General features: G+C 61.8%; 32 protein-coding genes. 24 read left to right on the forward strand and 8 right to left on the reverse strand.

Annotated features, from left to right (window positions below):
- The first annotated feature begins 2 nt into the window (after window positions 1-2).
- From WG898_RS18090 to WG898_RS18180, 19 genes are all read left to right on the forward strand, one after another.
- Window positions 3-989, forward strand: a complete 987-nt coding sequence (locus WG898_RS18090; RefSeq protein WP_339604203.1) for an ankyrin repeat domain-containing protein — start codon at window positions 3-5, stop codon at window positions 987-989.
- A 19-nt stretch (window positions 990-1008) separates the two neighbouring features.
- Entirely contained in the window at window positions 1009-1419 is a 411-nt protein-coding gene (locus tag WG898_RS18095; protein ID WP_339604204.1) for a hypothetical protein, read from the forward strand.
- A 42-nt stretch (window positions 1420-1461) separates the two neighbouring features.
- A complete protein-coding gene (locus WG898_RS18100) occupies window positions 1462-1782 on the forward strand; it encodes a hypothetical protein (RefSeq protein ID WP_339604205.1) in 321 nt (106 codons plus the stop codon).
- Window positions 1783-1818: 36 nt separating this feature from the next.
- On the forward strand, window positions 1819-2427 hold the full coding sequence (locus tag WG898_RS18105) for a hypothetical protein (RefSeq protein ID WP_339604206.1): 609 nt from the start codon (window positions 1819-1821) through the stop codon (window positions 2425-2427).
- Entirely contained in the window at window positions 2420-3109 is a 690-nt protein-coding gene (locus WG898_RS18110) for a hypothetical protein (protein WP_339604207.1), read from the forward strand. Before WG898_RS18105 ends, WG898_RS18110 begins: the two co-directional genes overlap by 8 nt.
- Before the next feature lie 15 nt (window positions 3110-3124).
- Window positions 3125-3889, forward strand: a complete 765-nt coding sequence (locus tag WG898_RS18115) for a hypothetical protein (protein WP_339604208.1) — start codon at window positions 3125-3127, stop codon at window positions 3887-3889.
- 204 nt (window positions 3890-4093) lie between these two features.
- Window positions 4094-5110 (forward strand): hypothetical protein, encoded by a 1017-nt coding sequence (locus WG898_RS18120; RefSeq protein ID WP_339604209.1) that lies wholly within the window; start codon window positions 4094-4096, stop codon window positions 5108-5110.
- A gap of 11 nt (window positions 5111-5121) precedes the next feature.
- Window positions 5122-5700 carry a hypothetical protein gene (locus WG898_RS18125; protein ID WP_339604210.1) on the forward strand — a complete coding sequence of 193 codons (579 nt, stop codon included), beginning with the start codon at window positions 5122-5124 and terminating at the stop codon, window positions 5698-5700.
- A 25-nt stretch (window positions 5701-5725) separates the two neighbouring features.
- Window positions 5726-6511: a hypothetical protein gene (locus WG898_RS18130; RefSeq protein ID WP_339604211.1), complete on the forward strand. Its 786-nt coding sequence runs from the start codon at window positions 5726-5728 to the stop codon at window positions 6509-6511.
- A 13-nt stretch (window positions 6512-6524) separates the two neighbouring features.
- Window positions 6525-7499 carry a hypothetical protein gene (locus WG898_RS18135; RefSeq protein ID WP_339604212.1) on the forward strand — a complete coding sequence of 325 codons (975 nt, stop codon included), beginning with the start codon at window positions 6525-6527 and terminating at the stop codon, window positions 7497-7499.
- A 13-nt stretch (window positions 7500-7512) separates the two neighbouring features.
- On the forward strand, window positions 7513-8505 hold the full coding sequence (locus WG898_RS18140; RefSeq protein ID WP_339604213.1) for a hypothetical protein: 993 nt from the start codon (window positions 7513-7515) through the stop codon (window positions 8503-8505).
- Window positions 8502-9866 carry a hypothetical protein gene (locus WG898_RS18145; protein ID WP_339604214.1) on the forward strand — a complete coding sequence of 455 codons (1365 nt, stop codon included), beginning with the start codon at window positions 8502-8504 and terminating at the stop codon, window positions 9864-9866. The genes WG898_RS18140 and WG898_RS18145 overlap by 4 nt, the downstream gene beginning before the upstream one ends.
- Before the next feature lie 82 nt (window positions 9867-9948).
- Window positions 9949-11331: a HipA domain-containing protein gene (locus WG898_RS18150; RefSeq protein ID WP_339604215.1), complete on the forward strand. Its 1383-nt coding sequence runs from the start codon at window positions 9949-9951 to the stop codon at window positions 11329-11331.
- 373 nt (window positions 11332-11704) lie between these two features.
- Window positions 11705-12103 carry a hypothetical protein gene (locus WG898_RS18155; protein ID WP_339604216.1) on the forward strand — a complete coding sequence of 133 codons (399 nt, stop codon included), beginning with the start codon at window positions 11705-11707 and terminating at the stop codon, window positions 12101-12103.
- Window positions 12104-12459: 356 nt separating this feature from the next.
- Entirely contained in the window at window positions 12460-13185 is a 726-nt protein-coding gene (locus tag WG898_RS18160; protein WP_339604217.1) for a hypothetical protein, read from the forward strand.
- A gap of 7 nt (window positions 13186-13192) precedes the next feature.
- Window positions 13193-13939: a hypothetical protein gene (locus WG898_RS18165; protein WP_339604218.1), complete on the forward strand. Its 747-nt coding sequence runs from the start codon at window positions 13193-13195 to the stop codon at window positions 13937-13939.
- Window positions 13939-14886 carry a hypothetical protein gene (locus tag WG898_RS18170; RefSeq protein ID WP_339604219.1) on the forward strand — a complete coding sequence of 316 codons (948 nt, stop codon included), beginning with the start codon at window positions 13939-13941 and terminating at the stop codon, window positions 14884-14886. The genes WG898_RS18165 and WG898_RS18170 overlap by 1 nt, the downstream gene beginning before the upstream one ends.
- Window positions 14883-15452, forward strand: a complete 570-nt coding sequence (locus tag WG898_RS18175; RefSeq protein ID WP_339604220.1) for an ADP-ribosyltransferase-containing protein — start codon at window positions 14883-14885, stop codon at window positions 15450-15452. The genes WG898_RS18170 and WG898_RS18175 overlap by 4 nt, the downstream gene beginning before the upstream one ends.
- A 32-nt stretch (window positions 15453-15484) precedes the next feature.
- On the forward strand, window positions 15485-16156 hold the full coding sequence (locus WG898_RS18180; protein ID WP_339604221.1) for an ADP-ribosyltransferase-containing protein: 672 nt from the start codon (window positions 15485-15487) through the stop codon (window positions 16154-16156).
- Here the strand turns inward: WG898_RS18180 and WG898_RS18185 are convergent.
- The 3 genes from WG898_RS18185 to WG898_RS18195 all read right to left on the reverse strand — a co-directional run bounded on the left by WG898_RS18185 (window position 16146) and on the right by WG898_RS18195 (window position 18358).
- Window positions 16146-16976, reverse strand: coding sequence for a hypothetical protein (locus tag WG898_RS18185; protein ID WP_339604222.1), 831 nt, complete (start codon window positions 16974-16976; stop codon window positions 16146-16148). The two genes, WG898_RS18180 and WG898_RS18185, sit on opposite strands and share 11 nt — an antisense overlap.
- 138 nt (window positions 16977-17114) lie before the next feature.
- Complete coding sequence (locus WG898_RS18190; RefSeq protein WP_339604223.1) at window positions 17115-17561, reverse strand: hypothetical protein; 447 nt, start codon at window positions 17559-17561, stop codon at window positions 17115-17117.
- Window positions 17562-17617: 56 nt separating this feature from the next.
- Window positions 17618-18358, reverse strand: a complete 741-nt coding sequence (locus tag WG898_RS18195; protein WP_339604224.1) for an AHH domain-containing protein — start codon at window positions 18356-18358, stop codon at window positions 17618-17620.
- A gap of 378 nt (window positions 18359-18736) precedes the next feature.
- On the opposite strand from WG898_RS18195, the gene WG898_RS18200 reads away from it, so the two are divergent.
- The 3 genes from WG898_RS18200 (at window position 18737) to WG898_RS18210 (ending at window position 21176) form a co-directional block, all read left to right on the forward strand.
- A complete protein-coding gene (locus WG898_RS18200; RefSeq protein ID WP_339604225.1) occupies window positions 18737-19315 on the forward strand; it encodes an Aca2/YdiL-like domain-containing protein in 579 nt (192 codons plus the stop codon).
- 135 nt (window positions 19316-19450) lie between these two features.
- Window positions 19451-20080: a hypothetical protein gene (locus WG898_RS18205; RefSeq protein WP_339604226.1), complete on the forward strand. Its 630-nt coding sequence runs from the start codon at window positions 19451-19453 to the stop codon at window positions 20078-20080.
- A gap of 190 nt (window positions 20081-20270) precedes the next feature.
- Window positions 20271-21176 carry a hypothetical protein gene (locus WG898_RS18210; RefSeq protein ID WP_339604227.1) on the forward strand — a complete coding sequence of 302 codons (906 nt, stop codon included), beginning with the start codon at window positions 20271-20273 and terminating at the stop codon, window positions 21174-21176.
- Between the two features lie 50 nt (window positions 21177-21226).
- On the opposite strand, the gene WG898_RS18215 is transcribed toward WG898_RS18210, so the two are convergent.
- A complete protein-coding gene (locus tag WG898_RS18215) occupies window positions 21227-21496 on the reverse strand; it encodes a hypothetical protein (protein ID WP_339604228.1) in 270 nt (89 codons plus the stop codon).
- A gap of 135 nt (window positions 21497-21631) precedes the next feature.
- The gene (locus WG898_RS18220) at window positions 21632-21916 is read right to left on the reverse strand and encodes a hypothetical protein (protein ID WP_339604229.1); all 285 of its coding nucleotides are present in this window, start codon (window positions 21914-21916) and stop codon (window positions 21632-21634) included.
- Here WG898_RS18220 and WG898_RS18225 point away from each other — a divergent pair.
- The gene (locus tag WG898_RS18225; RefSeq protein WP_339604230.1) at window positions 21915-22517 is read left to right on the forward strand and encodes a helix-turn-helix domain-containing protein; all 603 of its coding nucleotides are present in this window, start codon (window positions 21915-21917) and stop codon (window positions 22515-22517) included. The genes WG898_RS18220 and WG898_RS18225 overlap by 2 nt on opposite strands.
- Complete coding sequence (locus WG898_RS18230) at window positions 22514-23203, forward strand: nucleotidyl transferase AbiEii/AbiGii toxin family protein (RefSeq protein WP_339604231.1); 690 nt, start codon at window positions 22514-22516, stop codon at window positions 23201-23203. The genes WG898_RS18225 and WG898_RS18230 overlap by 4 nt, the downstream gene beginning before the upstream one ends.
- A 104-nt stretch (window positions 23204-23307) precedes the next feature.
- Here the strand turns inward: WG898_RS18230 and WG898_RS18235 are convergent, their stop codons facing one another.
- From WG898_RS18235 to WG898_RS18245, 3 genes are all read right to left on the reverse strand, one after another.
- Window positions 23308-23703, reverse strand: a complete 396-nt coding sequence (locus tag WG898_RS18235; protein WP_339604232.1) for a hypothetical protein — start codon at window positions 23701-23703, stop codon at window positions 23308-23310.
- 125 nt (window positions 23704-23828) lie between these two features.
- Entirely contained in the window at window positions 23829-24518 is a 690-nt protein-coding gene (locus tag WG898_RS18240; protein ID WP_339604233.1) for a uracil-DNA glycosylase, read from the reverse strand.
- Complete coding sequence (locus WG898_RS18245) at window positions 24515-25564, reverse strand: DUF6685 family protein (protein WP_339604234.1); 1050 nt, start codon at window positions 25562-25564, stop codon at window positions 24515-24517. The genes WG898_RS18240 and WG898_RS18245 overlap by 4 nt, the downstream gene beginning before the upstream one ends.
- Between the last annotated feature and the right edge of the window lies 1 nt (window position 25565).

Raw genomic sequence — 25565 nt, forward strand, 5'->3', positions numbered from 1 at the left:
CGATGAGGCCTCACGACACCTGGCCCAACGACGTCAGCCTGGCGGTTGCTGAGCACCGGCACGAAGATCTGCTCGAGCTCTTCGCCGGCCCTGATGCCCGCAGCCGAATGCTCCTTGGATTCGTCGTTCCTCCGGATCTCGACGGTGGCTATTGCTTCGCGCAGCTCTGCCTCCATCACCGCAACATCGACGCGCTTCGCCTGATCGTCGAGCGCGCGCCCGCCGGCATCAGCTACCAGGACACGATCACCTACGACTGCCACCATGGCACCTCGTCGCTCTTCAAGACGGTGACCAACCTGCCCATGGAGGCGCTGAATTGCAGGTCAGCCGCCGCATTGCAGCTTGCTGCTGAGCATGAGCCGAAGAGTCCGCACTTCAAGACTCCGATCAAGGCCCACGGCAACAAAACCTTGCACCTGGCGGGCCTGGACTGGCTCTTCCAGAAGAGAACGACAGCGGCTGACGCCGCCGACCTGGCCGACGCCTGCAGGGTCCTGATGAAGATGGGGGCTCCGGCCCATTCGAAGGATGACGGCTCCCTGAGCCTCGTCACCATCCTCTTCTCGCGCGCCTGGCATTCGTACCCGGCGGCTGACCAGCTTACCCAGCTGGTGCGCGACTACGTTGCGGCCGGCGCAATCCAGCTTGCTGGTCGAGGCCCCGCCAATCAGGACCAGTCACCGCACGCCGCCTACGGCAACACGCCGCTGGAGTACGCGATCAAGGCCGGCAACGGTTTGGCCGCGGCCGTGGCCATTGAACTCGGCGCCGACATGAAGGCGGCCACGCCGGCTGGTCACGAATGCTTGATCTCCTTCGCCAAGGATTTCGCCGTCCTTGATGACACTCAGACGTTGGTTCCTCGAATCACGGAGGCAGTCATGCGTCGCCAGATTCGCGCCGTCGAAGCCCAAGAGGCAACGCTCTCCTCTGCCAGCTTGCCACCAACATCTCCACCGCCCCGCGTGGGGCGACTGGGCCTTTGATCGCGCAGATCGGAACGCTATGTACCCAACCATCTTCGAGTTGATCGACGCCGCCGACGCTGAAGGCGTGCTGCGATTCACGTATCCCACCTACCTGAACGACCACCTCTCGGCGAACCGGCAGAAGGCACTGGCCGAGATGGTCGAGCGCGAACTCCACAACGCTGGCTTTGCATTGCCGCGCATTGTGCGTGGCCAGTGGGCAGACGTCGTCCAGGCCCAGGCCACCAAGAACGGCGCCGGTGAATGGGAAGTCCGCATCAACCTGGCCAAGGCCCTGCTGTTGCTTCGATGCCGCGCCCTTGGCCTCGACGATGGCAACGGTGCCACTCAACCACTCCCGGACTCATCCGAGCCCCAGGTCAACCTTTCGCTCTTCGATGACCCAAGTTGTCGGCCAGCTCCGACTCGACGCACATCCAGGCCCTGACCTCGCTTCCTGAAACTCATCACTTTTCAATTTGGAGTCCTCATGAGCACGACGAAACAAATGAGCTACGGCGGCGCAAACGCTGTAAAGATCCTTGCGGCCGAGCGCATGGGGATCACTGTTGCCCTGTCGGATCTAGCGAAATCACTGCTCCGCGGTGAGGCGGTTGATCCATCAGCCGGCGTCGCAATTGAACGTGAGGCCGTTCGGTTGCACAACGCCATCCGAAAGGACGGAACCCGTCTCCCGGTGGCGAATCGACATGCCCAGGACGTTCTCATGGAGTATGGATTTGAAATTCCGTACACCTCCCCTGGTGCCGTTGCTCCCGCGAGTCGGCTTGCACGCCCCGGCGTTCATTGATCGGCACCTGAGGATTTAGGCTAACTAAAGCGATCAATGTCTCAGACACGATACTCGTCTCATCAGATCGGCGCCCTGCGACGCAAGATTGGGCCCATCCACGCCGCCATTGATGCCGGCGACATGGAGGTCTTCAAGCAGCTGCTGCTCGTCAACGATGCCGACGGCGCGCCCAGGGTTGCAGATGAGATGGCCAGGGCCTTGATGGCCGGCTACCCAGCTGACGATTCTCCGAAGCCTGATATCTGGTCGCTTGGCGAGCGCTGCCTTCACCGGAACCAGCCTGAAATGCTTCGGGTCGCCCTCAGCGCGCGCCACCCTGATATGGTCAATAGTCTCCTGGCTGGCTCCAAGGCCTCGTGGCTCACGAACTTGTGCACCAAGCACTTTCTGGGTGAGTTCGCCAGCAACAGCTTGGTGGCAGCCGCCGATTGGAACGATCTTCCATGGGCTGTCCCCTTCATCAAAATCGTTCTTGAGATCGATCCTGATGACCGCGGTCTCTGGAGTATTACGGCCGGGACCAGCAGTGCTGCCATGGTTGCAGCAGCCCAGATGGAACTGCAGGTCGAGGCTGCCCTGCTCAGTTCGGAGCCGGTGACCGCCGGCGTCGCCTCCAGGCCGCGGAGAGATCGCCATGTCTGAGCCAGGCTTCATTCAATACGACGGGCCCAACCATCTGCTGGCGCAGCTGAAGTCTGGCGACATCCGCCCTAATGAGAAGGCGCCCTTGGTGCGCGGGGACGACAAAGTCTGGGCCCGGTCGATCCACGTGGCCGTCCTCGAGAACATGCTGTGGTCGGACGATGGAACGGAGTTCGAGCAGTTCAAGGACTGCATGGAGGCTCTGCTCGAGCTCAAGCTCTTTGACGAGCACATGTCACTGAACGACTCCGCACGACTCTTTGCGGACTCGATATGGTTGGACGACAGGGAATACGTCTGTGACCTGATGCGTCGCTTCATCGAGCTCGACTTCCTCAAGGTCAACGAGATCATTCCCGGGGAGCTCGACAGCCAGGACTGCGAGCGCAGCGTCTACGGCATGAAGCCGCTCGCCGCCGCCATTTTCCTGGGTCACCCAGATGCCGTCCGGATACTTGACGCCGCCGGCGCCAGCTGGAATCTTGGCCCAGTGATTCGAGATGGGCAACCACGCATGGCCGTTGAGTTCGCGCAGGAGTGCTCCGGACTCGTCTATGGCGCGCCCGAGGTCTTCGCCTACTTCACCGAGAAGCTGATGACTCAGCGCATCGACGCCATCCTGCCAGGCCCGGCAGATGATTCCAACGACACCCCTCGCCCAGGCCGCCGCGCCAGGCTATGAATCCACGGACACCCAATGACTTCACACCTGAAACTCATCACCTTCCCCGCCTCGATGTCTCCCGAGCAACTGCAGGCGGTCGACGCCATGCGCGGTCAACACACTGGTCGTGTGTACGCCGTGCTGCCGCGAACGATCCCGCTTGAAAAGGTCGTTGCCATCCGAGTGGATGGCGCGAACGTGGACATCGAATTCGACGCCTACGAGAACATCCGGGCCGGTGCCGTCCGCATCAAGCAATCCCGCTTCGATGATCCTGTGATGGTTCGCTTGCGCATGACCCATCAATCTGTCGTCCTCGACACTCTGGCGCGGCAGTCTCATGGCCGGGCAGCGGATATCGACATCTCCCATGACATCCTCTTCAACGAGGGCACGTTGCACGAGCACGCCTATCTCGGCGCCGCGAAGGACGATCTCCTGGCATTGGTGAAGTCGGCCACGCCGCTCGAGCCCCAGACCGGTTTCATGGAATATGCACCTGCTGAAACGACGATCTCCAGCTTCGTGAGTGCGATCCAGAAGTGGTTCGCCAAAAGCGTAGAGGGCAGCAAGACTGTCCTCTCTGCCGACCCCAATGTCTGCTCCCATATGCTCTATGTCACCTACCGTGACGAGTTCCGGCTGCACAACGCGGCCGAGGTCAAGGCGGCCATCAAGGGCTCGAAGGACCCGGGTGTTCAGCGCGTCCTGAACGATCTCTGGGGCGTCACGCCGACAGCGACAGCTGCAGTCGACACCCCCGAGGGCTCCCTGCGGACTCGCCGGCCGCGCCCATAAAGCATCTGCAGCTCCCGCGCCTTCCGGAACGTCGGCGCCGGCGCGCCGAGCAAGAGCACTCTGAACTGCGGTGATCCTGGACGCCGGCCGCTGTGTATCGTATACTGTATGTGCTGTTGCAGCTTCACCTGCCGCGGCGCCTCAGCCACACCTGGCAGACGGCCAATGAGATTTCACTACTCATGCTGATCCGTTGGCGTCGCCATGCCCTCGACCTCCGCCCTCCCTGCCCGCGCCAAGCCTTCGAGCGACGATCTCGCCAAGGCTGAGTCGATCCGCGCGTACCTGAGCTCGAACACCATCGACATGGACGGCATGGGCGCGGACGTTCTTGAGGCGGTCAACTCACTGCCAGAATCGATCAACGCACGTGAGTGGGTCAGGGGCGGCTTCTCGGGCTCGAAGTTTGGTGCTCGACAACTCTCACTTGCAGAGAAGCTTGTCCGCTATGAGAGCGTCCGGGCCATTCGACTTCTTGTACAACACAACACACTCGGCCTGGACTTGGACGACCTATGCACCGTCTACCGCAATCCTCAGTACAAGAGCGAACTGGAGACCATTTCGCTTGTTGCGACGTCAGTTCTCGAAGCTGATTCACCGGGAGGCGTTTCCCTCGCTTTGCAGCTTCAACCTCATCATCAGGATTTGACCAGGCTCCATTCCTTTGGGACGACGCGTGCGACCCTCCACTACATCGCTCTACATCGGGGCATCCGAGGTGAAGGTAGCGATGGCGCGCTTGGGCAAGGGCATCTGAACTGCGCGCGACTGTTGCTCGATCATCAAGCGCCAATCTTGAACTACGAATACCGGGATGCGTCGGTCGTTGGAGCTCTCTTTGGTGCGGGCTGGAAGGGGGATGCGGCCTTTAGGGCGGAGGTGGCGTTGAGCTATTTTCGTGCCGGTCTCCTGGATCCCAACAAGCCGCTACCGTCCAATCAGCGCCCATTTGGCTCGCAGCTCCCATTGGCTGCGACGTTCCGACAAAAGAACGCTCACGGCGCGGCGGTGTTGCTCGCCATGGGTGCGAACGTCCAGGAATCCCTGCCGCATAGCAACACCGACCTGATTGAGTTTGCTCACAAGATATGGGATGACCCTGAGATGGTCGCCCTCATTACCGCCGGCCTCATGGAGCGCCGCATCGAGACAGCGGCCGCGAATCCCCAGCAAAGCACGGCTGCTCAGTCAATGCGCTCCCAACGGCTTGGACTCTGAAAGACCTCAAAATGAAACACGCCATCTACGTCAAGCTCTGGTCCCCCTCTCTCGCGCACACGTTCGAGCTGACGCGGTCCGCAAAGCTGCACGGCGAAGGCGCCGCGCCTGAGCTGAGCGAGACGGTCTTTGAGGCCACGATTGCTGCATTCCGGGTCTTACCCGACGGCTTCAAAGAGCAGGCCGCCCAGATCAAGCTGGACCAGGTTGCCTGGGAACACTTTCGCGACAACGTCGCTACCGACGAGTTCATTCGCGATTGCATGGGACTCAGCGAGACCAGCCTTCGGATGGCCGTCGAAGCCCAGGTCAACTGGATGACAAATCACTACGAACATGAGGAGTGCGGCTCAATCTGGTCGGACCCCCACTCCTGCGCGTGCGACGACGAATGCCCTGAATGCGGCGTCTCGGTATCGCCCGACTTCAGTGATAAGCACACGCTCCTCACCGAGCTGAACGACCGGCCTGGTGTCTACGGCCTCACCGGCACCAGCCACCAGGCCAAGCACAAGGGGCCTGGACCGGCGACCGTGGAGTCGACCGTAGCCTCTCACGGCGCGCGCCAGGTGCCGCGCCCCGCTCCCTGACAGCCATTCGAGCGAGACATCCCCCATGAATCCGCACTCCATCTTCATCACCACCTGGTCGCCAGGCGACACCTTCGAGTTCGAGCTGACGCCCGCGACTACCTTGCGCCATCCAGGCCCCGAATCCGGGGTGCTGATCGACTCGCAGCCAGTGTTCGAGGCGACAGTGAGCCTGGTCAAGAACTACCCAAATGGCGACGGCGAGCTACTTGAGAAGGTCAAGCTCACCGGTGAGCAGTGGCTCGACTTCCGCGAAAACCTGAACGTGCCCGGCTTCATGAAGGACATCCAGGAGTCCGGCCACACCGGCCTCAAGGGCCACATCCAGAAGAACCTGATGCCCGGCCCGGTCGACAACCCACACTACTTGGCCAACGCTGTGATGTCTCTCATGGGCTCCGGCTTTGCCGCCATCGGCTACACGATGATGTCCACCGAGGGAGACGAGCGCGTGCGCCGCTGCCACATCGCAGTGGACTACATCGACGAGAACGACGCTCGGTTCGCCTGGAACGTGGGCACGACCGAGGTGACGCCGATCTGCGCCCAGACCAGCCCCAAGCGAGTCTCCTCTCACTCTCCCAGCGGCTTCCACTACAACATCAGGCCCGGCGGCCAGTTCAGTGTGTCGATGTCCTGCAATACGCCGGCGGAAGCTGCGCTTGCCATCAAGCTCTTCACCCAGCCGGACTCTCCGGATGGCAAGGTCAGGGGCCCGATGAGCTACAGCAAGGCTGACCTGGCTGCCCTCCTGAGCTCGCTCGGCCAGGCGGCCGCGCCTGGTGCTCGGAACCGACCGCGGCCGCAGTAAAGGTGCCGAGCCCATGAGTCAGCCGATCACACCGACGTCGTACAAAGACATCGTTCCCGCAATCTACCGCGGCGACGGGCAGTTCATCATCGACGCGCTCCACGCCCTTCCCGTCGGCGCCAAACCGAAGGAGCTGATACGCAGGGGGCTCGAGTCGCAAGCCGCTCATGGCGGCCTGCGCTCCTTTGCTTGGCATTGCGTCCAGGCCGATCAGCCTGGCGTGCTGTCCTACTTCCTGCACGCCAACGGCCTCGGCATCACGCTCGACGACTGCTGCAATCGCCGTGTCTACACCCCTCAATCGGCCGATGAATACCGCAGCCTGGCTGAGGAGTCAGTCCGTGCCAGCAACTACTACTGCCTGCGGCTGGCGCTCGAGCTCGAACCCGAGCAGGAGGCGCTGACTTTCTCAAGCTTCGCCTACGAGTCCGCCAATTGCTCGCTGCACTACATGGCCTTGGCCGATGCAGTGGAGCAAAAATCCGCTGAAGCCTTGCACTGCGCGCAATTGCTGAGAGATGACGGCGCACCGATCTTTGTCACCACAGGCGGCCAACAGTCGACCCTTCATGCTCTGCAGCGAAAGTCCTGGCCTGATGAGCTCGCACCCCAGCTCGGCGCCGCGCTACGCAAGTACCACGAACTCGGCCTTGTCGATCTCGACATGCCTGTGCCCAACTGCAGCTGGACCCGGTATGGCGTCGGCCACCCTCCGCTGCTTCACGCGATCGTTGCCGGATATCACTACCTCGCCGGCGAGCTCATCAAGCTCGGATGCGATCTGGATCTCGACTTCGACAAGAAGTTTGCCGGCAGTTGCTCGGATCTGATGGACCTGGTTGACCAGGCTGGCCTGGCGCAGCCCGAGCACATGCGGGCGCACCTGACCGAAGCGCTGATGTCTCGCCAGATCGGGACCTCTCTGGCGGGTGTTGATCCGACACCTTCGGAGTCGACTCTTCGCCGCCCCTCGCGGGTCGGTCTCTAAGCGGGCTGGCAGGATGGAAGCGACGCAATTCAAGACCAGCGATCTCATTGCGGCCATTGGCGCCGGCGACGCGGCTGCTGTCATCGAGCTCCTGCAGCTTCGCGCCCAGTGCAATGGCGAGACCCTCAGACAAGCCGTGCGCAAGGGATTCCAGCTCGACTCCGAGCATGCTTCCTTGGCCAACCTCTGCATGAAGCATGACCAGGTGCAGCTGCTGGAGCACGTCCTGGCAGCAGAGGACCTTGGCCTGACGCTCGACGATGTCCTGACCAGCCAGGTTTGGCGCAATGGATCCCAAGGGTTGAGCAGGCGGTTTCAGACCAGTTCACTTCCCCTCGAGGCCGTCAGCCACGGCTGTGCCGACGGCGTGCGCTTGGCGATGCGACTTCAGCCTGGCCATGAGGACTTCACGAAGGGACACGACTTCCTCGGCTCGACTTGCTCGCTGCACTACATGGCTCTCTACCGCGGCATCAGCCTCGGCCACACCTCGCACCTGGCGTGCTGCGAACTGCTGCTCGAGGCCGGACATCCGGTTCATGAGGTCGCCCGCCCGAACAGCCCAGTGGAGAGCTGCTTCTTCTGGTTCGAATGGGACGACGAGAACCGTGATCGCTATCTGGCACTGACCAGGAAGTACCACGCAGCTGGCGCGCTCGATCTGAACAAGCCGCTCGAAGGCGATACCCGCAGCAGCTGCCACGGGAGTGTTCCATTGGCCGCGGCCATTGCGACGGGCAACAAAGCCGCGGCGCGCGAGCTCATCCTGCTGGGCGCCGATGTCGCGCTGGCAACGCCGGCCGAGCACCCAGACCTGCTGTCCTACGCCAGGTCCTGGAAGCTGTCCGATGAAGAAGCCATGGTCGCGGGGCTCACCGACGCCCTCATGCACCGACAAATCGCGGCATCAATCCAGCGACAAGAATTGTCACCCGCTGGCGATGTGGCAAATATTGTCACCCGTGACGAAATTCGATCAACACGAAGCAGAAGGGCTGGCCTATGAGCGAGCATTTGGACGACGATGGCCTGGTTTTGATGGCCGAAAAGGCTGCGCTGGGCTTGCCGGCACTCTCTGCGCATCTGGACGACGTCACAGGCGTCAATGGCGAGCGCTGGTTGAGCGAGACCTCTGGCCTCAAGAACGCTCCTCTCGAGCACAGCAGCCTCCAGTTCACCACGCTGAACTCCGAGGATCCTGAGCTCCTGATCGCCATGGCGACGAGTCCTGCATTCAAGACCATCGACCGGGTGGTCGCCTCCATCCGTCTCCTCCAGATCCCGCTGTCCAAACTCCCCTCCTCTTGCCAGCCTGCTGAATACGAGCTGCTGTGCGACCGCGCGCAGCAGCAACTCTCCGCCCTCCTCGTGGATCATCCGGTGCTGCTGCACCCGCGCATCTTCATCAAGAGCCTGCCCATCAGCGGCGCGGAGATGGGCCCCATTGCACACGTGATCGCCAACTCTCCCAGAATTGAGTTCCCACGAGCGCGCCATGGAGTGGACCTGGCCAAGATTGAGGCCTTCGCCAAGCACCCTTGCGTGCGCGTCGGCTTCACTTCATCGTCTCCATTCGCCCTCAATAGGGAAGCCAAGAAATACTATCGCTTCCAGGGCATCACGCTCGTGAGGTTCATCTCAACCCTTTCGCGCAGTTCGACCCGGGCGCTGGTGTCCATCATGGAGCTGGATGATCTGCGCCGTAAGGGGTTGAAGAAAGCCCCAGCAAGCTTCCTCGCGGTCAGGGATGGCAACGTGGCCACGGCCCTGCAGATCCAGTTGCGCCGCTCGTTCCAGGTCGCTTGCGGCCTGGTCGCACCCGATGCCTCGAGCTTCGAGTTGAACGCGGATGGCTTCATCGCCGCACTGGCCAAGTCCGGCCATCTTGATGTGGGCATGCTGCTGCCCAATCTCAGCACCTCGCTTTGGTCCTGGGGCGGCGTCTCGAACGACAAGAAGGCCGACAGCCTTCGCGCTCTGGTCCACGGCCTGGTCGCTCTCCAACCGCCTCAGCTTCGCACGCCAACGCAAGAGGTGATGGGCCAGCCCTCCACTACCGTCGAGGCGGCCCAGTGGGTGATTCGCGGCATGCTGCAAGGGAGCTCATCCGGTATCAAGCGCATTCCTCAGGTCGACGGCGCCGGCGCCGCGGCCTTTGTCGACGTCATGGTCGAGTTCGATCCTGAGGGCGCCGCCAGCGGCCGCCTGTACGACCAGATCGAGTCCGCCCTGGCGGGCAACTACAAGGACTACTGGGTCTCTGCCTTGACGGCGAGGAGGATGGCCAACGTCATCAAGGCAGCTGATGCCGAGGCGCCGGTCCAGGCCCCAGCTTCGATTCCACTCAGAAGATCCCGCGTGCTCTGAAGCTCGCAAGAGCTCACTGGGCCGCTTGTTGAGCGCGAACCTGTGATGTAGTATCTATTCATAATCAATTCACAGAGAATCCATGGTGACCCTCTCTCGCGATCATCAGCTCATCCTGGGACTCCTGTCCAGTCAGGGGATTGCTTCGTCGAAAGAGTTGCAGGACATCACTGGTAAAAGCCAGCCCACGGTCTCCCGTTTGATCTCTGAATTGAGCTCTCAGGTTCTCGTTTTTGGGTCCGCCAGAGCAACCCGCTATGGCCTCCCAAAATCTATCAGAGGATTCCCGGCTCAGCACGCCGTTTACTGGACCTCTGAAGATGGCCGGATTCATTCCATCGGCAAGATCACTCTGCTGGCCAACGATGTCCTGCACGTCGAGTCCGACCTGGTGTCGAGCACGACAACTGGTGAGCTGCCGTGGTTCCTGTCGCCGTTGAAGGCTCAGGGCTTTCTTGGCCGCCTGCTGGCTCAGCGCCTCGAGCCCCAGGGGCTCGGTGCCAACCCAGAGCACTGGGGTCTGGAGTCGATTTTGTATGGCGCCCTGCAGCTGCACGACGCCCCGGGCTCCATTTCCATTGGCGACCCCACCTCCGGATCGAAGCACGACATCCTCCCCATTGATCCTGATGGCCTCGCTGAGGGCCTGGACCGGATGGCGTCGGATGTGGCTGCCACGCTTCCGGCTGGATCCTCGGCCGGCGGCGAGCAGCCAAAGTTCCTGGCGGCTCTGCCTGGCGGGCGTCACGTGCTCGTGAAGTTTTCGCCTCCGCTTGGGGCCCCCTTCGGTGATCGCTGGGCGGACCTGCTCAGCGCCGAGGATCTCGCAAGCAAGGTGCTGCGAGAACATGGGGTTGAGACTGCGAATTCGACTGTCGTGCGCACGAAGACCCGCGCCTACCTGATGAGCGACCGCTTTGATCGGGTCGGCGCCCGCGGCCGCAAGCACGTCGTCTCTGTGGGCGACGTCCATCGAGAGTTCGTGGCTGACTCGTACGCCAACTGGGCAACCACTTGCCAGGCTCTGGCCGGGCAGAGGCGACTCACCAGCGAGGATGCCGAGCGCGCCAAGCTCGCATTGCAGTTCGGCCGCCTCATCGGCAACACCGACATGCACTCCGGCAACTTGGGGCTCTTTGTGAGGCCGGAGGATATGGCCCGCGGCCGCTTCTCGCTGGCGCCGATCTACGACATGCTCCCGATGCGCTGGCGCCCGAACCCAATGTTGGGTGGCCTGCCCGACTACCAGGTCTTCGATCTCGACCCGATGAGTGTTGATGGCCCAGCTGCGGCGCCGGCGCTGGCATTCTGGAGCACCCTCACCGAGCACGACGGCGTCAGCAAGGGTCTGCGTACGCTTGCTGCCCAGGTGCGCGATCTGCTGGCCCAGCAGATGGGATCCGCAGCTACCGCATCTTCGAGCGCGCCCACTCCTTCTCTTCGTCGCCCGCATCGCCCGAAATGACACTGTGCGCCGAAGCCACACCCGCCGTGATCGCCCTCGCCTGTGTGGGGTCCAGGGACAATTGGCAGACTATGGTCCTCTGCGAAGTGCCCACCCGGGACTACCGCTGGGCGTTTTGCTCAGCATCTGAGACTATGCCCTCGGAATCGCCTTCAACCCGCCGCCGCCGCTCCAGGGGAACCCCTGAGCAGCACGAGCTTTCGATCTATGCCGCCATCAGCCCCAATTTCCTGGTGTTCAGCAGTGTCGTCAGTTCATTGCCGACCGAGTTCCGGTCAAAGGCGGCGCCGCCGTTCCTTTTGCGAAGATGGTGAGGTGGAACTATCCGAGCACGGTCAAGAGCCTGTTTGCCGAGTACGTTGCCTGCGGTCTCGTGGACATCAACTCCGATGTCGATGGCGGCTTGCCCATCGAGCGAGCCATTGAGCAAGGCAATGTCCAGGCCCTCGAGATGTTCCTTCACCACGGCGCCGACGTACGCTTGGTTCCCTCCAAGGGCTGGCTCGATGCCCGCGCGGAGCGCCTGGCGAAGTTGCAGTCGCAGCCGAACATGCGCCCGCCAAAGCGCCCAAAACCGGTCGTGAAGGACGCCATCGAGTTCGCTGCCAAGCATTGCCGGGACCGGCATGTCATACCTCTGATTCAAGCCCGACTGAGAGAGGCATCTATGAAGCTCGTGATCGAGGAGGCAATGGCGTCGTCTGGTGTGCAGCCCAACTCTGAGGTGGCTCCTGCCGCCCCCACTCGCCGGCGCGCCGCGGCCAAGCTCTGACCCCACCGTGGCCGAAGATTTTGCTTGATTTCCACTGCGTATGTGATATCATGTGGACTCGCGCTGGATGCTGGCCGAGGTGGTTTTCGACTTCCACTTTGGCTGGCTGCCCAGCAAAGCAGGTTCCAGGATGGCTTGGTCGGCAGCTCTCGAGCGGCGGTCGACTAACCGGTCTCAGTGGCATTCATATTGCGATGTCGAAAATTTCGAGATCGGCGCCATCTTGGAGCGCTGCTTCCTGACCATGGGTGCCGTGTGCATCGTGGAGCCAGGGCTGTAGTAGGCAGTTTCCTCAGCTGGTGACGGCGCCCTCGATCTTCGACGGCGCCGTTTTCCATTCAAGGCCTCGATTTCTGATGACGACACCACTATCGGCTATCCAAGACACCGGCGATTCGCCCGGCGCCGCCGAGCTGTCGACAGGTGAGGCCGCCGCCGACCCCATCGCTGACCATTCCTACTCCCTCGGGAACGTCTTCATCAACGCGAACCAGCGTGATGGCACCAACGCTGAACTGGCTGAATGGGCCCGAAAGTTCCTGCCATCGGAGCTGGAAGTGTGTCGCGCGATGATCGCCTCACGGACTCCATGCACGCTGTTCGAGAACGGCGTGGCCATGAAGTTCCTGGAGCGCCACGATTGGGCCCGGCACCCTGAGATCGTCGAGCTCTTCAGGGACTATGTGGCGGCCGGCATGCTCGATGTCGACGGCCCGCTGCGCAACGGCAACGTCTTCACCGGTGTTGGCACCCCGCCGAACAACCTGGTGCTGCCGCTCGAGTTCGCGATCATCAACGACAACCTCGACGCCTTCCGCGTATTCCTCGAGGCCGGCGCTGATCTGGCCAAGATCCCCTCGCGAGACTGGACTCAGACCTCTAACACACGTGCCAAGAGCGATGGCACGCCGCCGGCTGACATCTACGAGGTCATCACCGCCAAGGTGCGGAATCCAGCTCTTGGACCCCTGATGGCTTCGGTGGTCACCGAGGTCTTGATGCGCAAGCGCATCGACGCCACCCTTGATGGCCACGAGATGCCCGCGGGTCCCCGCGCGCGCCGCGCTGGCCGAGTTCTCTGAGGCCAGCATGAAATCGAGTCCCGCATCTTCCCTTGAGTCCGAGCGTGTCGAAGCGCATTCGCTGGCCTACTTGGGCGTCTTCCTGCTTGTGGAACGGATCCTGAACCCGCTACCGCCCGGCAAATCGGTTCCGCCTGGCCATCCGCCCAACGACGGTACCGAACCGCGCGTCGCGCTCGCTGAGCGGCTGAGTGCTTGCGCTGACTTTCGGGCTCGCGGGATCGGCATCAAGAGTCCGTTCTACACCGATCACGCGCCGGCCGCATTCATCGCAAGCCAGTTCCTGACCCGGCATGGATGGAGCGGCTTCCCTGAGGTTAAGAGCCTGCTGGGCGACTACGCCGCGGCCGGCTACCTCGACATCAATGACGCAATTGGCGGTCTCGGCAGGGAAATGTTTCGGACTCGGACTCGGCCCGATGCGTGCCGCCCGGCCGAGCTGGCCATCGCCAACGGCCATCAGGAGGCCTTCGAGCTACTCCTGGAGATGGGTGTCGACCTGAGTCTGCCGCCTACCTGTGACTGGCGGTCTCTTGATCTTCGTGGCCCCGAGAACTACCGCGGCAATGGCATCGCGCCGAACCTGCGTGAGCTCATCCACACCCTGCCGCTGACCGAGCAGATCGCCGGCGCCATGAATGCGCAGCTGGTCGCCTTCGAGATGCGCAAGCACGTCGATGGTGTCCAAGCCTCGGGCCTGGACACGTCAGATCAGTCGAGGCCCGCCTCTCGGCGCGCCGGCCGGGCCCTGTGATGTCGACCTCGAGCTCACCTGCTACCGAGTCCCACCCGGTCATCAACGGGATTCTGGAATCGCTTGCCCAGCTTTCATTGCCTGGCAAGCTCATGGTCTTCGGATCAGTCGCGCGCGCGGGCTCGAAGCCTTCTGACGTCGATGCCGTTGTCGACCTGCGGCCCCTCACGCGCAAGCAGTACCTGGCCACGGACCCGGACGGCGCCCAGCTCCGGCCCCTGCTCTACCTGGCGGAGAACCGGTATGGCTGGTTCGATCCCTTCCTGCGCTTCGCCAACGACGACCTGCTCGTTCGCAGTGACGATGCCCGCAAATGGGTGAAGGCCCAGAACGCCGCGGCGATCATGGCGAACATGGACCGCGATTGCATCCCCTTGTCGGACGCCATTGAGTTGCGCCGGCCGCCGGCCGCCGCCGTGCCATCGACTCCGATCCTGGCCTATCACGGCACCGTGGCTGCTGAGGATTTCGACAAGTTCGAGTTCACCGAGGACATCGGCTTTCACTTCGGGCCCATTGAGGCGGCCAACCGCCGCCTGGCCGACATCCTCGAGTTTGGGGACCCCGAGGACCTGCAGAATGCCCGGGTCCTGGTCTGCAACCTGCACCTGGCCAGGCCGCTGCGCCTGGCTGACTGCTACACCTGGGGATCCCAGAACGTGCTGTCCGCCCTACACGGCGCCGGCGCGCTGACTGACGCCCGCTATGAAGAGCTGAGCTCGGACGGTTACCTGGATCACGAGCTGTTCCGTGAGATCGTCGAGGCCGCCGGCTACGACTCCGTCGTCTACTCGAATGCCACCGAGGGTGGCGGGGATTCGTACATCGCCTTGCGGCCGGAACAGGTCACCTTCGTGCTCGAGACGATCCCGACGCCTCCAGCATCCCCTCCAGCATCCGTGCCCGCGGCCGCGGCAGCTCCATCAGCTCGGCGTCCTCGCCCATGAACGACACCACACCTCTCCTGGTCCCGGAGCGACTCTCCGGACTCGTGGCGCCTGACGGCCGCCCGGCCGCCGAGCACTTCCAGCGCTGGTTTGGCGGCAGCCAGGTCGTTGACGCCCAGGGCGCCCCTCTCGTCGTCTTCCACGGCACGGGCCTGGACATCGAGCGCTTTCGCGAGGGTCCGGCGTTCTTCACCTCGGACCCGGAGATGGCCAGCGGCTACGCGCGGCGCGCCGGCGACGGCGGCAACGTGATGCCGGTGTACCTGGCCCTGAAGAATCCCAAGCGCATGGACTTCTTGCCGCCGCACGTGCCCTCGTACTACGAGCGGCGCCGGCGCGCGCTCTATTCGCAGGGCTATGACGGGATCGTCACCTCCGACGGCGTCTGCGTGGCCTTCTGGCCAGGCCAGATCAAGAGTGCATTGGGAAACAGCGGCTTGTTCCGCGGCGACAGCAACCTGGTCAATGACCTCGAGCCATGTCAGTTGGCGCCGACGCGCCTGGTGAGTCCGCCAGTCCAAGCCCAGAGTCCCGCCTCCGCGCCTCGCCGCGCGCGGCCACGTTGACTGGTCAAAAAACCTCATACTCCGCATCCGTGATGAAACCCCTGAAGCCACACTTCCGCCCCCAGAGTCCGCTGCAGCTCGAGCACGTCATCGCGCCCAATGGCCGCTCGGTCGCCGAGAACTTCAAGGCCTGGTTCCGGGACTCCAAGGTCGTCGACGCCGCGGGGCACCCGCTGGTGCTGTATCACGGCACCACTCAGGACTTCACCGCCTTCGACAAGAAGTGCATCGGTGACAACTTCCGGGCTGACGAGGCCGGCTTCTTCTTCACCTCGGACCCGAAATCGGCCAGCGACTACGCTGAGAACGACACCGTGGGCCTGAACAAGCGTCTCGAGTGCCACGTCATGCCGGTCTATGTCGCCCTGCAGCGGCCGCTGATCGTTGACGACGCCTTCCTGCGCAGCGAGGGCATGGAGCGCCTGGGAGTCACCGAGGACACGATCAGTTTCTGGGACGTCTACCAGTCCCTGATCCTCGAGTGGGCCAGTGATCGCCGCGCCGACGGCGTCATCTTGGTCGACAACAGCTACCGGCCCACCGGTGAGCCCACCCGCCTGGTGGTTGCGTTTGAGCCGCACCAGGTCAAGAGTGCACTGGGGAACTCTGGTCTCTACGCCCCTCTGAGTGCCTCGCTGCATGATCTCCAAGTCGGACCCGGGCTTGTGGCTACGGCCCGCCGGCGCCGCGCGATCAACCCCTGAGCTGCGCGCCGCTTGCAGCCGGTGGCGCCAGCTCGGCGCTGTGAGCCGGACGCTCCTCGCGCAAGCACCTCGGCAGGTGATCGACCCAGCCGAACGCCAGCATCGCCGCGGCGACCACGGCACCGGCAATGAGCGCGGACCTGGTCCGCACCTCTCCAGCCTCGGCTGGGCCTGGACCTGCTGACTTGACCTTCTGTCTGTTGGCCACCTTGCTCAGCAGCAACTCGAGCACGAAGCCGCTGCCGATGGCAATCAGGGCGGCCAGGGTGATTCGTAGCGTGTCGACCTCGACGATCCGGAAGCACCCGGCTGGCGCATCCATCTCCGCCATGCGACCGGTGTCGGCGGTGAAGAGCAGCCCTTGGGTAAAGCTGTTCGCGTAGAGCAGGCCGAAGAGCCCCAGCACCAGGAGGCCGATCATCATCAGAGCGACGCCGATGGTCTTGCCGGCCCGGACTGGGCCTGCGCCACCTTGGCGACCCTGCTCGAGAAGGGCTAGGCGCGCGAGTTGCCCGAAGCACGCCACCGGCGCGACGAAGGCAATGTGGTGAGACAAGCTGGCATGGGGGAGGAGGCGAAACAGAGCGGCTGAGATGACCAGGCTCATGCCCCAGATGGCTGGCCACGACGTCCACACCCGGCGGATCCCCACCTGCGCGATGGACACCGCGATGACCGGAAACGGGCCCAGCAGCATCAGCATGTCCAGGAGATCGAATGGATTGAAGGACATCAGCTGGGCCTCGGTTCGGCATTGTTGAGGGCGACGACGCTGCGACACATGGTAGTTCGCGCCGCTGATCCACCAGGCCGAGGCCATGGTTCAAATTCCCAATGCCACACCGTCTGTGCGTTATGCGACCAACTGGAGTCGATTCACTGCATACCGTAGTGACTTCATGGCGTTCCGTCATGAGTCGATTGCAAGCGCCTTCGGATTCAGGCGCTTTGGCTTCGATCAGCCTGCGCCTGAGACCTCGTACTCCGCGGCAACCTTGAACCCAGTCAAGCCAGCATTGGCAATCTTCGCCCACAACTCTTCACAGACAAGCACCGAGCCAGCGATGCCCGTGAATGGGCCCCCCGTCTCAATGAATCCTTGCGGGAGAGCCATCTCCGGGTGCTGCAAGGTCAGGGGGAAGATGTACTGCGAGCCCTTCTTCTTGAAGAGCTGAGCACCCTTCGACGTGAATCCGATCCTGTAACCCTCGGCACCATCGATGTCGAGTTGCGTCGTTCGAAGGAATGCATCTGCTCCGACGATTTGGCCTGCCTTTTGAGAGAAGGCGATGGAGAGCGTTGAAGCCCTCGGAAAGTCCGGCAGCTGCCTTGGATCGATTCCAAGAGCATGCATCTGGATGCTGCATTCGACCTTGTCGCCGACCCAGTCGAGGTAAGAGTCCATGCCAGATGAAGTGGCGTTGAGCTCAATGCCGCGCACGTACTCCAAACACACCAGCTTCAATTTGATCCCCTGAAAATCTGTTCGCCTTGCCCTTCCAGGGACAAGCTGGAAGGGCGGAACTCTCGGCCCGATGAGCTGAGCTCATCACTCAGCTCCTTCAGGGCGGTTCGGACACCAGCGCATTGCTCAGCATCGAAGCCCGTCACCAGCTTGTCCAGCACATGCTGGAAGTAGTTTTCCTTGTGCAACTTGGGGTGGTAGGCCCCAGTGCAATTTGATTCCTTTGGGTCCTTTCGATTCGGCAAAAAGACACCATTGATCGCATCGTTGATGTCGATCTTGCATCTCTCCAGCATTCTCCGGGACAAATCTGAAAGCGATGGCTGTTCAGGCGTGCCGCCATAGCCCTTTTCCGGAACGATGTGGTGTGCAGCACACCCAGCCGGGCCGACGCCCTTGCCTGCGGCTTTCATGTTGCCGCGCAGCTTGTCGGTCACCTTGAAGATTCCGATCTCCTGCTGCAGCTCATAGGCGGCATATGCGTACTTCGGCTTCGTCCAGTCATCTGGCGTCGTAGGGCACGTGAGTCGCATCCCCAACCCCTGCTGCGTCAGCAATGAACTTCCAGGATGGAATTCCCCGAGAGCATCGAATTCGCCGCCACCCGCAGCGCACCTCTTCACGTAGCCATCGACGGCGATGGCTGCAACTCCAAGTGCACCGCCAATCAAGATGTTCTTCGGAGTGAAGTCCAGCAGCCCTGCCGACGCCTTTGTCGGCGCGGCCAATGCAATCATGATGAGCACAACGAATCGGAGCGGATGGCAGGTCATGCTTTGAGATATCACAGGGCCCTCACACCTTCAAGTGCTCAGCCACCAAGCGCTTTACTCGTGTACTCGATCCAGCGACGTCCGCGCGCTATTCGACCAACGGCGGTCGATTCAGTGCATAACGTAGTGACTTCATGACAAATGGCTGTGAGTTCATCGCGAGTTCCATCTCCAAGTCACCCTCCACCCGCCAGGTCGAACCCCCCGCTCTGCCAGCTTGCTCCTGAAAGCCATCGGCTGTCAGCCCCGTGCCAACATCAGCTCCTCTTGACCGTTCGTAAAAGACGAACAACAATCTGCTCGCGGTTGGCAATAGAGCGGGCCGCACTCTAGGAGATCCCCATGACATCAACGCGCTCCCTGCGCGCCAAGGCATTGCTCACCCTTCAGAGCATCGGCCTCGCCCCAATCCCCGACGTGCCAGACGAGATGGCCGGCAACCTCAGTGCAGCGGAATGCCAGGCCGCGCGCCAGTTGCTGCTCATGACCCAGGCGGAGGCCGCGGAGTGGATGTCCACGACACCGGTGAGTGAGAGAGCCTGGCAATACTGGGAGGCTGGTAGACGTGCTGTCCCGGCCGACGTGGCCATGACCTTGCGCAGCGCCTGCATCAGCCGCGACATGGCCATCGCCCGCGCGCTGGAGGCGATCCACCAGGCCCCTGGCCAACGCCAGGTGGGCGTCTGGTACGCCAAAGTGGATGACTGGAAATGGACCCTGCGACGCCATGGCTTGGACTGGAAGCTGCACAACAGCGTCGTTGCCCATCTCACCGGGCAAGGCCTGGTCAAACTGGTCGGCTTTGACGAAGCCGCCTACCTCGCATGGAGCCGGGACCTGCCCAAGATCACGTCGGATGGCGAGATGACCAGGCACGCCGAATGGGCCCGAAGCACCTTGGCGCCTCCGCCTCGAGGTTGACGACGGCCGCACTCAGTTCTGGGTGCGAATCTCTGCCGCAGTGAATAACATATTCTGTACAATGTTGTCAGTTTTCGTCCGTTGATCGGGCGTCACCGACATTTTGCGGCACCAGCTGCACTTCAGGACGTGCCCGTGGCAGAACCGACCCCATCACCAGAGAGCCAGGGAGGCCCAAAGGCCGACCTGGCCAAGGGCTTCGAGATCATCTTGCCTGCGTTCTCGGAAACCAGTCGCCTTGTTGAGCCCAGCCCGACCCTGTTCAGGTTCCACGTTGACCAGGCTTTCATCGACCACGTCAATGCCATGTCGAAGCTTGTCGGAGATGCGAAGGCGATCTCCATCAAGACTGGCAAGTTTCCTGGCCAAGAGCTCGTCCGGTCAGACCATGAAGGCACAGGCATGTGGACCTTGGTCGTCGACGATGAGACCTTCCATTTTGTCCCCGACCAGGGCGCTGCAGGCACCAAGACACTCACTGTCTTCATGGGCGAGCTGGAGGACGCCATCAACGGGGAGCTCATCACACTCGTGCATCGCTGGTACGGCGGCGCCTTGCTGGTGAACAACGGCACCAACAAGCTCGAGAAAATGGACAAGCTCGTCGACCGAGCCTTCCCTGACCTCCAGGCGGCCGAGTTCGCCCTGAAGATGTCGTCGACGATTCAGGCCACCCTGGCCACCAAAGTTGGTGCCGAGAACTCGACCTCGGGGTCGTCGCCTGCCACGGCGACTCAAACCTCACGCCGCCGGCGCAACGTCTGATGGGCTCGACAGCTTTTCTGGCAGCCGGCGTTGCTTCTCACATTGGCGCCGATCCGAGCGTCAAGCCAGGTTGTGGCTCACCGGTTCGCGACAAAGGCGTTTGTGGATCACTTTCGGTCAGATGTGAGCGACAAGCTGGACAGGCCTGGACTCCCCGGCTCGGCCATCAACGGACCCTTGGAGCAAATGCATGAGCACGTCCGAAGAGCTGCGTCGCCGACACCTCACCGCGCTCAAGAGCGTCTTGGAGTTCTCCAACGCCAGCGACATCTCATGGTCCCGCGGCGCCGCCCAGGCCTGTGCCAGTGAAATCACCCAGGTCCGTAGCTACATCGCCAATGGCGTTCCTTGCGGGCCAGGCGCCACCGATCTCCTCGAGTTCTTTCTCGCCGCGCGCTGGGAGGGTCGAGTGGACTTCGAAGGCCTCTGGCAGGACTACGTGAAAGCCGGCTTCGTCAAGCCCGCGACGGTGCTCTTCATCCGCTATAAGAATGGCTTCGTGCATGCCCTCCCCTTGGAAGCGGCGCTGCTGGCCGGTAACCTGAAGATGTTCGACGGTCTCCTCCAGAGCGGCGCGAAGGTCCTGGATGTCCCCAGCCGTCCCTGGCGCCCTTCGAAGAAGACTGGCAAGTGCTCGATCAAGGGCATCGAGGGCTTTATCAAGTTCTGCATCAAGGATCCGACCAAGCGCATGCCGTTCGAGGCCTCAGCGCTGGCGGCATCGATGGCCGAGGTGATTGAGCGCCGCCTGGCCGGCAAAGAGCCAATCGAACCGGTCAAGCCTGCGAAGCCCGTGAAGGCACCCAAGGCCGCCAAGCCACCGAAAGTGGCAAAGCCCGGGAAGAAGGTGAAGCAAGCTGGCAAAGAGGAAGGGGCTGCTGAGCAGCAAGCCGATCTGTTCTACGCGACACCTGAGCCATCAGCTGAAGCTGAGATGCCGAGGCCTTTCCTGGACCCGATGACTGGAATTCGCCCTGGGCCGACAGCGCCAACTGTTGCAGCTCATGCAGCTCCTGCGGTACCGGCGTATCCGCTTGGCATCGAGACACGTTCGGCGCCTATCGTGAACCCCCGCATGCGCCGCGGCGGGCTTTGATAAAAGCAAAGCGGCAGGCCGATATCGACCGCCGCCAAATCAAGGACTCATTAAAGGATGATGAGCTTGTCGCCGTTCCAACGGAAGTTGGCCTCGTCATCTTTCCAGTCGTAGCCCGGGAACATGCGCTTGTAGCTGCAATTCCACATGGTGTCGCGGATAGCTCGGCACTTCGAGTCCATCTGGAACTCGATTTTGAAGCCTTTGTTTGCTTCAATGGCGGCCTTGATATCTTCGGCCTTTGGTTCTTTGTTTGCGGTGCCGCTGCAGCCAACAAGACCCAGCGCAGCCAAACACGCTATAGCAAGCAAACTCTTCATCACCCGATTCCTTTCATGAAACTGCAAAATTGCAGCCAGCAGTGTTTCGGGTATCTTATTCGCTGTTTATTGATCCCGCGCAGTTGCAGAGAAATCAATATGACTGGATTCGTCACCCAATCGCGAACCAAAGCCTTACAACGGCATCAGGCGGCCGTAGCGACGCGCCAATTTGGTTTCGTGGCGGTAAACCCGCGTGCGAACCTCTTCGATGCGGCGCAGCTTCGGCTCTTGTTTGGCGCCAAGGAGCAGCGACACGGCGGCGCAGAGCATCAAGCCCATGGCCATCAGGCCTTCGTTCTGCAGTCGCGCCTGGCCGGCGAGTGCGCCGAAGAGGCAAGGGGCAACCGCCATCAGCAGAACCGCTTTGATCTGCGCCTGGCGGAGGATCTTGGTCATCGAGGTGTAGGAGGTGCTCATGGATTTGAGATATCACACCCAGCGCGACCATCAAGTTCATATACGGTTAAAAATATTTGACAACAGCGGTCTAGCTTGGTACTCTTCCACCATCATGTTGGCGATTCCATATCTCAATGAAATCGTTCGGACCCGCAGGTCCGATATGGGCATTTCCCAGACACTGCTCGCGAAGCTCAGTGGCCTCTCCCGTGTCACTGTCACCCAAATCGAGAGCGGAACCATCAAGGATCTGAGCGTCGGCCGCACGATGCGGTTGCTTTCTGAGCTGGGTCTTTCGTTGCACCTCTCTCCCGCTCGCGGACGTGAGAAGGCGTTGAAGCCGACCATGTCGGCGGTCGAGCAGGCCGCGCTCTCTGCGAGCGTCAGCTACCGCTCGCGTCTGAGCCCCGAAACCCTTGCGCGTGCCGTTGTCACCGGCGAGATTCCGGAGGGCTTCGAACCGCACATGAACGCGTTCCTTGACGATGCCTCTGCAGCCTTGTTGGCTAACGTGGTCGAGCAGGTGCATCTGCAGTCCTCGTTGCCGCGGTCGTTGATCTGGTCCAACATGCGCGCCCTTGCGGCCAGTCTTGGAAACAAAAGGCCCCTTTGGAAATGAAGTCAGTCGATTTCTCGCGGCCCGGTGATTGGCAGGTTCTCCTCCCCCACGCTCTGCGTCTGATGGCTCACCTCGAGTCCGAGACGGATAGTCCAGTCTGGACCTTTGGGGGCGGCACCGTGCTGATGCTTCGGTTGGCGCACCGCCTCAGCAAGGACATCGACCTGTTCGTTGATGACCCTCAGTATCTGGGGTACATCAATCCTCGCCTGAGCGATGTCGCCGAAAGCATCAGTACCGACTACGAAGAGAATGCCGAGTTCATCAAGCTGCGCCTGACTCACGGGGAAATCGACGTCGTTGTCGGATCCTCATTGACGCCGAATCCTTTTGAGACGGTGTCGTACGGTGACCGTTCGATCAGGGTGGAGACCTGCTCAGAAATCTTGGCCAAGAAGATGTGGCACCGAGGGAATCGTGCCAAGGTGCGCGATCTGTTCGATCTCTGGTCGATTGCCACCATGGAGCCTGAAGCCATCGCGGCCGCCGCGCCATTCATGCAGAAGCATGGGCGCGCCTTCCTGGATGCGTTCGCCAACCCGACTGCACTCCAGCGGAGTGATCTCGATCAGATTGAGACCCTTGGTCTACGACCCACGCTCGAAGAGTGCGTCAAGGTCGCGAGCGCCGTCATATCCCCTCTTCTTGAGCCACCCGCCCCATCTCTTCGGCGTCGTCGACCGTAAGTCGATCAGCGTGCGCTCACCTTGCCAACCTCGACTTTACGGTCGCGGCACCCTGGCCCGGATCTGGGGCTGAGCGTCAGCAGCCGCCTTGATGCTTCGCTGCATCAGCTCCTCCGAGATGGCTGATGCAACACGTTCTGCCCTCGCCGCGCTATTGCTGATGTGCTCGTACGAGATGAACCTTGCATAGCTGACGATGTCCTTGAACCCAGTTCCAGCAATCGCCAGGGCTTCATCGGCGCCGGCGCGCACAAGCACCCTTGCAGCGTGCGCATTGAAGCTGAAGCATGCCAGACGAGCGCGTCTTTGACGTGCCTGGCGTCAGACTCGCACATGATCCGGATCATGAAGCTCTGAAGGGCCTTGTAGTGAAGGCTCTGCTCGTTGGCGGAGGCATTCAGCTCTTCCGGCGACAGGCTGCCGATCAGTTCACCCAGGGCCTTGGGGTCGGAGTTCCAGGCCGCCTCAAAGGCGGCTTCCAGTTTGGGGTTGGTGCTCATGCTTGCGTCTCGTGCATTGTGAAATCTCATTGATGCGCGAGCCAGCTATCAGCCGGCGAGCTCGACAGCCTGGCCGGACGCGAAGCGAAATGGGTATATTGTACGCTGCGCCAAGTCGGACGCAATCACCCCAAGAGCTTCGACACCCCTTCTCTGAATGCTTTGGCGCCACCATTAGCTGGATGCCTGACCTGGGCCTGGACTCGCACGCGCAGCTCGCCCAGGATCTCCTCCGACACCTTGCCGATTGCCACGACACGGCCGCTTGGGAAGAGGTCCATGAACTGCTCGAGCAGCGGGAGCCCGATCTGCAGCTCCTGTTTGGTCGGCTTCCGGTTGGTGAGCCAGGCTCCATCAGCTTTCATCGGGTCCGGGGCAAAGGCGTTCCAGAGTGCGACATCTCGCGTGTCGATGCCAGACTGCTTCAATGCACCCCAGACGATGGTGGCTGTGGGCTCGTTGGCGCCCAGCGCGGGGGTCTTCTTGGTCACCTGGCTGGTGCGCTGGCCGCCGCCGGCGATCACGTCCTCGGCGTTGATGCCGGCCTTGGCCAGGTTGCCCAGCAGGATGCGCTCGCTGGTCATGGCGATCCCGGAGAAATGCCCTCCCTGGTAGCCCAGAGCCTCAGCGATGAGCATCAGCTTGGCGCGGCCGGCGCGCTCGGTGAGGTAGCGGTGCAAGTGGTCAGCGCGAGCGGCCGGTGACCGCGGGCCGAGATCGTGAACCGGGTCGATATCCCGCCAGGGGTTGAAGACGCCAGGCAGGCGTGGCAGCGCCTGCAGGGCCTGGACGAAGTCGTCGATCTTTGTCGTCATGGCATTGTTTGGCTGGGGAGGAAATTTCCAACGGCGTCTTGGGGCAAGAGGCCACACGTGATTTCACCGGCGCCCAGTTCTTTCAGGGCTTGTGCAAGCGTGGGCTTGTTTCTCAGCATGCTTCTCTCGCACTCTTCTTGCGCGCGGATGAGGTCGCTGATGAACTGCGAAAGCGGCAAGCACCCATGGGCCGCCAGCCTGCTCTTGATGACACCTGAGGCACTACCGTTCCTTGGAATGAACAACAATGGGCCGTCGCCAAATCGTTCTGGAACCGTGAGCATCAGGCATTCGCCAAGAATCTTCGACACGCAGGACATGGCTTGCCTCGAGATCCATGTCGGTACCTGAACAATTTCGTAGCTGTCGAGAAGTTGATTCCAGAGCGGCACATTGAGGTACGAGACAACTACATCTGCGGCGAGCGGGACCACTGCGCCCAGTCGTCTGGCGATGTAGGCCGCTCCAGCAAAGTGATGGGACCCGCCTGCGTTGGATAGAAAGAGTCTTCCATCCCACATCGAAACATGAAACTGGTCGATGCCAGGTGCATGGATGACCCTGATCTCAGGATGCCGAAGCATCATTTCCAGGCCCCTTGTGTCAACTGATGCCCCTTGCTCCTCTGCGAAGTAGCACCCGAACTCATCGACGTCTTTGAAGGGTAGTTCAGCAGACTTGCTGGCCGCGATTCCGTCGACATCAAGAATGTCGCACTGGAAGTTGGGGAGGATCCTTGTCTTCACCAGCGAACTCGACAGTTCGCTGCACTTCAGTTGGCCGCTTGAGATGCTCGCGACCGTTGAATTTCGATCCCAGGATCCGCAGTGAGCCAGGAGATCCAGGCGCAGAACCGACTCCCCAAAGATGCCAGCGCGCGGCAGCCAGGGGTCCATCGATAGAGGCTTCTGCCACGGACCAGGAAGCAGCCCATCCAGCTTTCCCCAAGCAAGGATTCGTTGGCGCGCCGAGAAGTCGGGCAGCCCCACCCAGCGCCGCCAGATGGGCCACTCGTTGAACTTCAATACTTCAGGTGGGATGCTCATT

Origin of the sequence: Paucibacter soli (assembly GCF_037482845.1) — a bacterium.
Classification (GTDB): Bacteria; Pseudomonadota; Gammaproteobacteria; order Burkholderiales; family Burkholderiaceae_C; genus Paucibacter_B; species Paucibacter_B soli.